The organism is Pedobacter terrae, assembly GCF_900100705.1.
Lineage (GTDB): Bacteria > Bacteroidota > Bacteroidia > Sphingobacteriales > Sphingobacteriaceae > Pedobacter > Pedobacter terrae.
Genome location: NZ_FNCH01000027.1, coordinates 53,003 through 63,813 on the forward strand (window position 1 = coordinate 53,003; position 10,811 = coordinate 63,813).

At 38.4% G+C, this 10,811-nt stretch carries 12 protein-coding genes; 6 read left to right on the forward strand and 6 right to left on the reverse strand.

What is annotated here, in order from left to right; translation table 11 throughout:
- Positions 1–273: 273 nt before the first annotated feature.
- Positions 274–618, reverse strand: coding sequence for a hypothetical protein (locus tag BLR60_RS22350; RefSeq protein ID WP_090504033.1), 345 nt, complete (start codon positions 616–618; stop codon positions 274–276).
- A 105-nt stretch (positions 619–723) separates the two neighbouring features.
- Between BLR60_RS22350 and BLR60_RS22355 the strand changes: the two genes are divergently transcribed.
- From BLR60_RS22355 to BLR60_RS22365, 3 genes are read left to right on the forward strand one after another with little or no spacing between them, the layout of a single operon-like run.
- Positions 724–1,761, forward strand: coding sequence for a Gfo/Idh/MocA family oxidoreductase (locus BLR60_RS22355; RefSeq protein ID WP_090504035.1), 1,038 nt, complete (start codon positions 724–726; stop codon positions 1,759–1,761).
- A gap of 8 nt (positions 1,762–1,769) precedes the next feature.
- Complete coding sequence (locus tag BLR60_RS22360; protein ID WP_090504038.1) at positions 1,770–2,543, forward strand: M90 family metallopeptidase; 774 nt, start codon at positions 1,770–1,772, stop codon at positions 2,541–2,543.
- Between the two features lie 17 nt (positions 2,544–2,560).
- The gene (locus BLR60_RS22365; protein ID WP_090504041.1) at positions 2,561–3,451 is read left to right on the forward strand and encodes a DUF6263 family protein; all 891 of its coding nucleotides are present in this window, start codon (positions 2,561–2,563) and stop codon (positions 3,449–3,451) included.
- Positions 3,452–3,497: 46 nt separating this feature from the next.
- Here BLR60_RS22365 and BLR60_RS22370 read toward each other — a convergent pair whose 3' ends face one another.
- The 5 genes from BLR60_RS22370 to BLR60_RS22390 all read right to left on the reverse strand — a co-directional run bounded on the left by BLR60_RS22370 (position 3,498) and on the right by BLR60_RS22390 (position 7,731).
- Positions 3,498–4,484: an alpha/beta fold hydrolase gene (locus BLR60_RS22370; protein ID WP_090504043.1), complete on the reverse strand. Its 987-nt coding sequence runs from the start codon at positions 4,482–4,484 to the stop codon at positions 3,498–3,500.
- Positions 4,485–4,852: 368 nt separating this feature from the next.
- Positions 4,853–5,701 (reverse strand): hypothetical protein, encoded by an 849-nt coding sequence (locus tag BLR60_RS22375; protein ID WP_090504047.1) that lies wholly within the window; start codon positions 5,699–5,701, stop codon positions 4,853–4,855.
- A 4-nt stretch (positions 5,702–5,705) separates the two neighbouring features.
- Complete coding sequence (locus BLR60_RS22380) at positions 5,706–6,080, reverse strand: GntR family transcriptional regulator (protein WP_090504050.1); 375 nt, start codon at positions 6,078–6,080, stop codon at positions 5,706–5,708.
- A 16-nt stretch (positions 6,081–6,096) separates the two neighbouring features.
- On the reverse strand, positions 6,097–6,900 hold the full coding sequence (locus BLR60_RS22385) for a hypothetical protein (protein WP_090504052.1): 804 nt from the start codon (positions 6,898–6,900) through the stop codon (positions 6,097–6,099).
- A gap of 3 nt (positions 6,901–6,903) precedes the next feature.
- Positions 6,904–7,731 (reverse strand): ABC transporter ATP-binding protein, encoded by an 828-nt coding sequence (locus BLR60_RS22390; protein WP_090504055.1) that lies wholly within the window; start codon positions 7,729–7,731, stop codon positions 6,904–6,906.
- A gap of 309 nt (positions 7,732–8,040) precedes the next feature.
- On the opposite strand from BLR60_RS22390, the gene BLR60_RS22395 reads away from it, so the two are divergent.
- From BLR60_RS22395 to namA, 3 genes are all read left to right on the forward strand, one after another.
- On the forward strand, positions 8,041–8,436 hold the full coding sequence (locus BLR60_RS22395) for a DoxX family protein (RefSeq protein ID WP_090504057.1): 396 nt from the start codon (positions 8,041–8,043) through the stop codon (positions 8,434–8,436).
- 2 nt (positions 8,437–8,438) lie between these two features.
- Complete coding sequence (locus BLR60_RS22400; protein ID WP_090504059.1) at positions 8,439–9,428, forward strand: aldo/keto reductase; 990 nt, start codon at positions 8,439–8,441, stop codon at positions 9,426–9,428.
- Positions 9,429–9,528: 100 nt separating this feature from the next.
- Positions 9,529–10,608 (forward strand): NADPH dehydrogenase NamA, encoded by a 1,080-nt coding sequence (gene namA, locus BLR60_RS22405; RefSeq protein WP_090504062.1) that lies wholly within the window; start codon positions 9,529–9,531, stop codon positions 10,606–10,608.
- Positions 10,609–10,811: the final 203 nt, after the last annotated feature.

The following is a 10,811-nucleotide window of genomic DNA, read 5'->3' on the forward strand; positions in this document are numbered from 1 at the left end:
ATATGCAGCCCCAGTGTACAAGCACTGGGGTTTTTTCATTTAAGATTCAACAACGCTATTTGTGGTGTCTGATGTTCTCATATGACTGAATATATTTTATTTTTGGAAAGCAGGTTCCTGTGCATATCGGTTCAGATAGCGCCGCCATTCGCTTTATCCCGACTTTAAGTTGGGATGTCCGATACTATTATATCGTTTAGATAATCTGGGTTGTGCCCGGAAGCTAAAACGCCGCATGATGATCCCGTTAGGAAAAGTAACTAAAATTCCTCACTACGAATAAATATCTTCAAAATAACTCACCACCAGCGATTTCATCAGCATTTCCTGCTCCAACATGGTATAAGGTGGAATGGCTTTGATTAATTTCCAGTGCGGCCAGCCATCCTGGTCCAATCCTTCCAGTTCATAAAATCCCATTTCGCTCAATAAGCGGCAGGTAGCAATGTGCATGAGCTCTTCTTTCTGGCGTTTACTGTATTTCTTCGGCCCCTTGCCCAGTTCCTGAACGCCGATGAGAAAAAGCATTACCTTTAAATCAGGAAAATCTGAATCAAATTCAGTTGAAATCCTTTCCTGTAAAACTTTCCACTTGGCATTAATCTCCGACGGTTTCATGCCAGCAAAGATAGTGTAAAAACGTGTAAGCCTTAAGTAAAACGTTTAGGCTTTTTAACACTTAGCCTTGAATGGTAATGGTATTTTTGGTTACATTTATAACCTATGGATACGAATATCAATAAAACAATTAATGCGGGTTTATTAGCTTACGGCATGTCGGGGAAGGTTTTTCACGCCCCCTTTTTGCAGGCACACAGCGGCTTCAACTTAAAGGCTATAGTAGAACGCAGCCATAAAAACGCGGTAAACGACTATCCTGCTATTATAAGCTACAATAGTGTTGATGAACTCCTGAATGACGAGGAAATAGAGCTAATCGTAATTAACACTCCGAACAATCTCCATTACGAACATGCAAAAGCAGCCTTGAATAAAAACAAACATATTTTAGTAGAAAAACCTTTTACCGCTACAACAGCGCAGGCAAAAGAGCTTTTCGAGTTGGCCGATAGTGTAGGCAAACAAATTTTCTTTTACCAGAACCGCCGCTGGGACAGTGATTTTACATCTGTACGTAAGGTGATTGGAAGTGGTAAATTGGGTAAACTGGTTGAAGTGCATTTGCGTTATGATCGTTACCGTAACGTAATTGGACCAAAAGTATTTAAAGAAACCCCTGTAGAGGCCAGCGGACTTCTATACGATTTGGGACCACACCTTTTAGATCAGGTAATCAGCCTTTTTGGCAAACCTTTAAGTTATCATAAAATTTTAGGTAAAAATAGGGCCGGCACTTTAGTAGATGATTATTTTTCGATCCAATTAACTTATCCTGATAGCGTGTATGTTTTTGTTACTTCGAGCATGTTGGTAGTAAATTCGCAGGCAGCCTTTATTTTACACGGCGTAAATGGCAGCTTTATTAAACAAAGAGCCGATATTCAGGAAGAACAGTTGTTGGCTGGCATGAAATTAACCGATCCGGATTATGGCATTGAGCCTGCAAATAAAGAAGGTTTATTAACTACCATTGATGCTGACGGAAAGAAAACCGAGGAGCACATTCCGTCGGAAATAGGAAGTTATTTACCGCTTTTTGAAGCCGTTTACCAGGCGATAGCCAACAATAAACCTTATCCCGTAACGCGAGCGGATGTTTTAACACAAATTGAAATTATAGAAAGCCCTGCAATATCATAATCCTGAGCATGAATTCTCTCCCTTTTATATACCTCATTCCAATTTTTCTGATTGCCCTTTATTTAATCCTGAAGAAAAAGAAAGTGGCAGTAACGCCTTTAACCGATGTAGACAAAAAAATACTCGACGACTACGTGAGTTATTACCATAATCTTGATTCGACAGATAAACGTAGATTTGAAGAAAAAATAGCCGCATTTTTCAGTACGGTTAAAATTGAACCGGTTGGTTTGGAAATGACCACATTAGATGAGTTACTGATTGCTTCGAGTGCGGTAATACCCATTTTTGGTTTCGACAATTGGGAATACAAAAACCTGACCAGCGTTTTATTGTATCCGGATACTTTTAATAAGGATTTTCAGTTTGATAACGGCGAAAGGAATATTATGGGCATGGTGGGTACAGGTTATATGAACGGACAAATGATTTTATCGCGTTCGGCATTGCGCCATGGTTTTTCTAAAAGTGCTGGCAAAGAAAATACAGCCATACATGAATTTGTACATCTTTTAGATAAATCTGATGGGGCAACTGATGGTGTTCCGGAGAATTTATTGGCACATGAGTACACTTTACCATGGATTAAAATGATGCATGAGGAAATGGAAAAAATTGCAGATAACAAATCGGATATTAACCCTTATGCCATGACCAATCAGGCCGAATTTTTTGCCGTGGTTTCTGAATATTTTTTTGAAAACCCCGAGCTGTTAAAAGATAAACATCCCGAATTGTATTTTCAGTTGAGTCGTATTTTTGCCCAGCAACCCGCCGGATAGTTGATTAACAAAGGAAGATGAAAATAATAATCACATTGCTCTGCAGTTTAGCCTCACTTGGTGTGTGGGCACAAAAAACATATTCGCTTAAGCAGAATTACACGACAGGGAATAAGTATGATTTTTCGTTTGTTTCAGATCAGATCATCAATCAGAAAATTGCGGGCAGAAGCATTAACTCCACGCAAACCATTGGTACAGATTACATTTTTGATATCACCGAAGGACACAACGGCGATAAAGATATAAAGGTAACCTACAATAGGTTGTTTATGAAATCGAATGCAATGGGAAATGCCATGACATTGAGTTCTGATGATCAGGATAGTACCAAAAAGAATCCTTTTAGCGGATTAAAAGGCGAATCTTTTTACATGACGATAAGCCCGGCCGGTGTGGTTAAAACCGTTGCTGGCATAGATAAGATGTTGGATAATATGGCGGTAAGGATGAGTAAAGATACCAGTCAGGTTAAACAGTTTAAAAATGCTTTAAGTAAACAATTTAGCAATGAAATAGTAAAGCAGACAATGGAATCGTCATTTAAAATTTATCCCGATAAAGCGGTTAAAATTGGCGATAGCTGGACTATTGATACCAAAATGCAAATGAGTATGCCCATTGAAACCATTATGCAATATACTTTGAAAGAAGTAAAGGATGGCATTGCTATATTGAGCGTAAAAGGAACATTGGTTTCAAAAGGAAATTTTGAAGCAATGGGCAACAAAATGGAAACAGATTTACAGGGAACCAATTCTGGTGAAACATCTATCGAGATCAAAACCGGTATTGTGCAGAACAGTCACCTACGGGTAGAGTTGTATGGAAAAATGAAATCGATGGGACAGGATATCGATTTTGAAATGCAGGGCATTAATAAAGTTGTTGGGAAAGAGATTAATTAATTTATTCAGACCTCGCAGTTTTTAAAGACCTGCGAGGTCTTTAAAACTATAAACTACCCGTTAAGGCCACCAAGAACTCAGTTGGGATCTCAATGTGCGGGATATGTCCACAGGCATCAAATTCGATAATTTTAGCACCAATAATTTTGGCCGCAGTCTGTTTGCCTAAAAATTTATACTGTCCATGTAGAGCCTGTTGATCTGGAGTAAGCAATGCTTTGCCAACAATGGTTTTATCTTCCTTACCGATAAATAAAACAGTTGGCACTTTTAAATTCTGAAATTCGTATACCACAGGTTGCTCATAAATCATAGTATAGGTGAGTGCAGCTACTTTAGCCCAGCGGGGGTAGTCAGAACTATTGGTAACCCCTCCGGCAATGTCTACCAAATATTCATATTCGGGTTTCCAGTGAGTAAAATAAGAACCCTGGTAGTATTTTCGTATGCTTTCGGCGGTGCTTTTAAGTTCCGTTTGGTATTGTTGTGCTGTAGTAATATAAGGGATAAACGTTTTATAGTCCTCTAATCCGATCGGATTTTCAAGTAAAAGCTTTTCTGTTTTTTCAGGATACATCAATGCGAAACGGGTGGCCAGCATACCACCCATGCTATGCCCCAGAACTATGGTTTTTTGAACGCCAAGCGTATCTAAAAGTCTTTTGTTCCAGGCCGCCATTTGGTGGAAACTGTAATGAATAAATGCTTTAGATGATTTACCGAAGCCAATCTGATCAGGAACAATTACCCGGTAACCAATATTGGTTAGGGCCTTGATTACGTTGGTCCAATAGTAGCCGCCAAAGTTTTTTCCATGAAAAAGGATAGCCGTTTTGCCATTGGCATTTGAAGTGGGTGCAACATCCATATAAGCCATTTTAATATCCTGTCCTTCCGTATTGATCGGGAAATACTTAACCGGGTAGGGATATTTTACATTATCAAGGGTAATGGATAGCGTATCAGTTTTTTGTGCCTGTGCATGGCTAAAAATAAACAGGCTAAGTGCTAATAACAGGAAGTATCTCTTCATTGATGGCTAATAATGTAAAAAACTAATTGGCTCAAGTTAAACTTTTGCCAATTAGTTAGCTTAAAAATCATGCCCTTTTTATAAAACCGAAGAAAAGATGTATTGTATATAAAGTAAAGCGTAATAAGTTGGCTATATCATTAATACATCAGTCTGCCTTAGGGAAGTCAATATAAATGACGGCAATTGATCTACGCGTAAAATTCTCTAAAGTTACCGTCATTTCGAGCGGAGTGTAACGCAGTCGAGAAATCTGTTTAGATAGATCTCTCCACTTCGCGTTGCTCCGGTCGAAACGACGACCATTCTATTGGAGTTTGTCAATGGTAAATAATTTATAGTATAAAAACCTATCATTTTCATTAAAATTATTTCTTAAAAAGCTGTTTAAGCAATGGTGTCGGGATCTCTAATGTTGTAGCGTCTGAAAAATCAGCAGAAAAGGTTTTTAGATTGACATTTTGCAATTTTACCCTAGATGTATCTGTGGTTTTAATATTCAGGTGATCAAAAGGAAAAGATTTTTGGCTGTTTTCTTCCATGTTTCCAATTTCAATTTCTGATTTATTTGCAATAATATACAGGTCTTTAAAACCGTTGGTATAACCATTAAACTTAGTTTTGTTTAGGTTAAGGTAAAGTTTGCCAATTTTAGTGGGGTTAATTTCAGTTGTTTTTCCGGTTGGATCAGTATGGGTAATGTTGCCTGTTAAAAATAACTCTTCTGTATTATCTACATTTAATGTTATCGCATCTGAATGGGCACTAAATTCTAAAATGTTGGAGTTTGCTACCGAAACCTCATTAATAGCTGGACAGTAAATCACAATAACAATTTTTTCTATTCCATTATCTTCAGGAAAATTTTGAATCGAAAGCTGAAGTGTACCTTTGGCATCTACTTCATACTTTAAATCGTTTTTAAACTTCTCCGGAATTTTTAAACCATATTTACTGTCTTCTTTTACAAAAAGTTGCACGCTAAAATGTTTTGCATCTTTAAATTGGATGGCTTTGAATGGTGTGTTTAAGGGGATGCTTAGCCTCTCTTTCGATTTTTGTTCTAAAGTTTCATTATTGATCTGCTGTGTTCCAAAATAAGTGTCTTCAATTCCTCTTTCTTTATAATTCAACTTTACATTTATACCTACAACTATAATTGGTATAACAATTAATAGCACTGCAATTGCGATTAGTAGTTTATTACTTGTTTTCATTCTTTTAAGCGTTAAAGTTTTCTTTTACAAACGTTTTATATTGGTTTTCCAGCTCATCAAAACCGATGTTAAGCAGGTAGATATTCCTGAACACTACAGGTAGCTCATCTGCTATAAACTGTTGCTTCCGGTAGCTTTTTACATGTTCAGTTGCAGCTTCATCTACAAAAAAACCTATTCCCCTTTTATTTTTGATGATGTTTTTATTTTGCAGCAACTCATAAGTGCGCATTACCGTATTGGGGTTTACTTCCATTTCTACAGCTAATTCCCTTACCGAAGGAACTTTCTCATCGGCCTTCCATTTTCCAAGCAAAATGTGTTCACAAACGTATTCTGCTATCTGAAGGTATATCGCTTTATTATCTCTAAATTCCATATCTATACCTTTGTAATTAAACTTCTTTTTCTTTTAAGCGGATGTAAGTAATCGCCCAAATGATCACCGTGATGAGGCTTGTTATCAGTAAGATTGCCAACAAAATCTGATCCTTATCATCATTTCTGAAGTTATGGTGGTAGCGGACTTTATTTTCCATCAGCCAGACTGAAAATCTAACAACCAGGTAGGATGCCAGGCCAACAAAAACCATAACAGATAAGGCCGTTTTAATATAATGGAAACGATTGAAATAAATGGATCCCAATAGGAAGATGCTAGTAATCAGAAAAGGTAAAGCAAAGAAATAACCCCAATATTTTCCAAATCCTTCATCACGAAATACCTCCTGGGGAATGGATTCGACTTTCTTAATGCCTGGATGGTTAAAAGCATTGAGATGCCCGTTTAAGTATTTTACGAAGGCAAGGTCGGTCAGATAAAAGATCAATAGATAACTAAATAAACTTATTAATGCCGTGTAAACTACCCCTGCCAGAAATTTTTCAAATACCGATGCAGGTGTCATCAGTTCCAAAATGGCCCTTGATTTTTGTCCGAGGATATTGAAATAGCTGCTGGCCACTATACTAATAAAAACAAATCCCAAAATCAGGAAAAGGGGATAGCGGAAACGCATATCAAGATTACCGTCGTAATCAAAATTGTTATTTTTAAAGGGCGAAGGTATGTTGTAGCTGTAAAATCCTATCACAATTCCCAACAATACCACAAGGCTGATCAGGTAAATTTTTCCAAATTCGAGCCATTGTCTTTTAAGCAATAAGCCAAATCGATTCATATTAAAAGTGTTGTTCATGGCTTAGCTGAATAAAGGTTTAAATTTGATTTTTTCGGCGAGAATAGCATTGAAAAGTAGCTCCATATCTAATTTGCTTTCTTCCTGGTGGTAATTCGGCATTACGGCATTATAACCAGAGAGGGATGGTTCAGCATAAAAGATGCTGTCATCAATTTCCTTTACTTTTTTAAAGGTCAGTTTTTCCGTAATTTCTTGTACTGTAGCTTTAAGGGCAATGTCATTCTCATCAAGCATAATTACCGTGTCAATCAGGTTGTCCAAGTCTCTTACCTGATGGGTAGAAATGATAATGCAGCGCTCATCCGTCATGGCCGAAGCCATAATTTTCCTGAACTGTGCCTTTGATGGAATATCCAAACCATTGGTCGGCTCGTCCATAATCACCAGTTTAGCTTGTGTAGCTAATCCGAAGGCAATAATTACTTTTTTCTTCTGGCCATAACTCATATTAATGAGTTTTTGTTCAACCGGAATATCAAATTCTTTGATCAGAGCAGTGAAATAACTGTGGTCGAAGTTTTTATAAAAAGGAGCATTGGCTTTTATATATGCATTAATTTTTACCGCTGGCAAATAAAATTCTTCAGGAATAAAACAAATCTGCTCCAGCAGTGCAGGCTGCCTTTTTGCAGGATCATAACCCAATACATCTAATGTGCCACTTTGGGCATACACTAAACCAGCAAGGTTTTTTAATAAAGTTGATTTGCCGGCGCCGTTTTTACCGAGCAAACCGTAAATATGGCCGTTGCTTAACCGCATGCTCATATTTTTAAATAATGGCTTATGCTTACTGTAGCCAAAATTAAGATTGTTAATATTGATCATATCTACTGTATTAGTTAAATAATACACTAAAGTATAATGTTGTTTTGTTATCTCCAAATTTTTGGTGAAAAAAGTTTGGCGCCAGGTATAGGATATGGAAAATGGATGAGAGAATTAATTTACGAGTTAACGTCACGCGCTCTGTGATTATCCGTGGTTAAAAACGACATTAATATGCTTTTGGGCACCATGCACTTTGCTCAGAGCCCTCTGCTCTCCGCCATTGAAAGGTAAAATATCAGTCTAATCATTGTTGCACTAAAACATCCTTGATGCCGAGATTGTATGTTTGTAGTACATCAATGTAGTATGGATACAAAATGGGCATATCTGCTTAGTCGATTAGCAATTGGTTTAAGTTTTTTCGGGCATGGTTTGGTCCGCTTACCAAAACTTGCAGGTTTTAGCCATTGGATGGTTGGCCAATTTTCAAAATCGTATTTGCCTGAAACACTAATTGTTCCCTTTAGTTATATTTTGCCCTTTGCAGAATTTATAGCGGGGCTAATGATTATATTGGGTTTATTTACCCGGCAGGGATTATTATTGGCAGGCGTAATTTCGTTGATGCTGATCTTCGGAACAACGCTCATTGAGAATTGGGAGGCACTGCCTTCACAACTCATCCATGTGGCATTTTTATCGGTACTACTCGTTTACTTACCGCATAACAGTTGTGCGGTTGATCAAATCATTAAAAAATAATTATGGAATACAGAAAAATTGGAAATTCAGATTTAGCACTTTCAGTTATTACATTTGGAGCATGGGCCGCTGGCGGTTGGATGTGGGGTAGCACAGACAGAAACGATGCCATTAATGCTATAAAAGCCAGTTACGATTTAGGGGTTACTTCAATTGATACCGCACCCATTTACGGTCAGGGAGATAGTGAAGAAATTGTAGGCGATGCGATAAAAGGTATTTCACGCGATAAATTGCAAGTGGTAACCAAATTCGGGATGCGTTGGGATCTGGCAAAAGGCGATTTTGGCTTTAAGAGTAAAAACAATGAAGGAAAAGACATTGATATTTATAAATACGCCGGAAAAGAAAGTGTGATTTATGAGTGCGAACAATCATTAAAACGCTTGGGTACCGATTATATAGATCTTTACCAGATCCACTGGCCAGACTTAACTACGCCGATCAGCGAAACTTTCGAAGCCGTGAGCAGGTTAATTGAGCAGGGTAAGGTACGTTATGCAGGCGTATGCAATTATGATGCAGCGCAATTAAAAGAGGCAGATCAGACTTTGGAAATTATTTCCAACCAGATTCCATTTAGCATGGTAAACAGTGGCGTTGAGGCGGAAACGGTTCCATATTGCATCGAGAATAATAAATCTGTTTTGGCTTACAGTCCGATGGAGCGCGGTTTATTAACCGGAAAAATGACTGCTGATTATCAGTTTGAAGAGGGTGACCACCGGAAGGGAAATAAATTTTTCTCACCAGAAAGTATCGAAAAAACAAATGCATTTTTAGCTAAAATAAAACCGTTGGCCGACGAGAAAAATGCCAGCTTATCTCAATTGGTTTTGCGTTGGACAGTTGAACGCCCAGGTATCACCATTGCTTTGGTTGGTGCAAGGAATGAAAAACAAGCGGTACAAAATGCAGGCGCTATAAACGTAAAATTAAATGCTGAAGAAATTCAGTTCATCAATACCGAATTAAATAACGCAGGCTTTTAGTCCTAATATTAACCACAGAGCACACGAAGTTTTTCACGGAGAAAAATTGGTGCACTCTGTGTATTTCTCTGTGCCCTTCGTGGTTAAAATATTAAAAAATATGTCTAAATTATTTTCTCCTTTTACCATAAAGGATGTAACCTTAAAAAATAGAATCGTGATTTCGCCGATGTGTCAGTATTCTGCTGTTGATGGCTTTGCCAACGATTGGCACCTGGTGCATTTAGGGAGCCGTGCCGTTGGCGGCGCAGGTTTAATTATCCAGGAAGCGTCAGCAGTTACTGCAGATGGAAGAATCACCTATGCCGATTTGGGTATCTGGAAAGATGAACATGTAGAAAAACTGAAGCAGATCGTTTCCTTTATTCATGATCATGGTGCTGTCGCAGGTATTCAGTTGGCGCATGCCGGCCGAAAAGCCAGCTGTGAAGTGCCGTGGAATGGTGGCGATCAAATTGCTGCAGGCGAAAACAGTTGGAAACCGGTTGGTCCATCTGCAGTTTCTTTTAAACCTGGACAGGTGGAACCGCATGAATTAACGATTTCCGAAATTCAGGATATTGTTTTTGCTTTCAGGGCGGCGGCAAAACGGGCACTTGATGCGGGCTATAAGGTAGTAGAAATACATGCTGCCCATGGTTATTTACTCCATCAGTTTTTTAGTCCCTTGAGCAATAAGCGTACAGATGTTTACGGCGGAAGTTTTGAAAACCGTATCCGCCTGGTCATTGATGTAGTTGAAGCCGTACAATCGGTCTGGCCAGATAACCTGCCATTATTTGTCCGTATTTCGGCAACCGATTGGACAGAAGGTGGATGGAACGAGAATGACTCTTTACAATTGGCTGCAGTATTAAAAGATAGAGGAGTGGATTTAATTGATACCTCATCTGGTGGAAATGTTCCTGATGCCGTTATCCCAGCCGGACCAAACTATCAAGTGCCTTTTGCAGATAAAATCAGGAATGAGATTGGCATTTATACCGGTGCAGTAGGTGTAATTGTTGAAGCTCACCAGGCAGAAGAGATTTTGCAACAAGAAAAAGCTGATCTGATTTTTATCGCCCGGGAATCATTACGTGATCCCTACTTCCCAACACATGCCGCACAGGTTCTTGGAGATGATGTGGAATGGCCAAATCAGTATGTGAGAGCAAAAAGAGAAACGTTTAAGAAGTAGTTAGAGGTGGCAATAACTCTCCCTCAGGTTGCCGTCCTTTCGCGCGGAGCGCAACGCAGTCGTATTCTAGGTTTACCACAATTGCAAATTTATTTTAAGAAAAACTCTTTTTTTGGAGTTTTTCTTATTTTTTATGATGCTCTCCTATAATTCTCGACATACATTTCTCCTCTCTTGACAAGTGAGAACATTCTTAAAATCAG

Excerpts from the sequence above, each read along its gene's own strand:
- BLR60_RS22360 (WP_090504038.1), top strand. The coding sequence starts at position 1,770 with ATGAATTCTCTCCCTTTTATATACCTCATTCCAATTTTTCTGATTGCC.
- BLR60_RS22385 (WP_090504052.1), bottom strand. The coding sequence starts at position 6,900 with ATGAACAACACTTTTAATATGAATCGATTTGGCTTATTGCTTAAAAGA.
- BLR60_RS22350 (WP_090504033.1), bottom strand. The coding sequence starts at position 618 with ATGAAACCGTCGGAGATTAATGCCAAGTGGAAAGTTTTACAGGAAAGG.
- BLR60_RS22390 (WP_090504055.1), bottom strand. The coding sequence starts at position 7,731 with ATGATCAATATTAACAATCTTAATTTTGGCTACAGTAAGCATAAGCCA.
- BLR60_RS22395 (WP_090504057.1), top strand. The coding sequence starts at position 8,041 with ATGGATACAAAATGGGCATATCTGCTTAGTCGATTAGCAATTGGTTTA.
- namA (WP_090504062.1), top strand. The coding sequence starts at position 9,529 with ATGTCTAAATTATTTTCTCCTTTTACCATAAAGGATGTAACCTTAAAA.
- BLR60_RS22375 (WP_090504047.1), bottom strand. The coding sequence starts at position 5,701 with ATGAAAACAAGTAATAAACTACTAATCGCAATTGCAGTGCTATTAATT.
- BLR60_RS22400 (WP_090504059.1), top strand. The coding sequence starts at position 8,439 with ATGGAATACAGAAAAATTGGAAATTCAGATTTAGCACTTTCAGTTATT.
- BLR60_RS22370 (WP_090504043.1), bottom strand. The coding sequence starts at position 4,484 with ATGAAGAGATACTTCCTGTTATTAGCACTTAGCCTGTTTATTTTTAGC.
- BLR60_RS22355 (WP_090504035.1), top strand. The coding sequence starts at position 724 with ATGGATACGAATATCAATAAAACAATTAATGCGGGTTTATTAGCTTAC.
- BLR60_RS22365 (WP_090504041.1), top strand. The coding sequence starts at position 2,561 with ATGAAAATAATAATCACATTGCTCTGCAGTTTAGCCTCACTTGGTGTG.
- BLR60_RS22380 (WP_090504050.1), bottom strand. The coding sequence starts at position 6,080 with ATGGAATTTAGAGATAATAAAGCGATATACCTTCAGATAGCAGAATAC.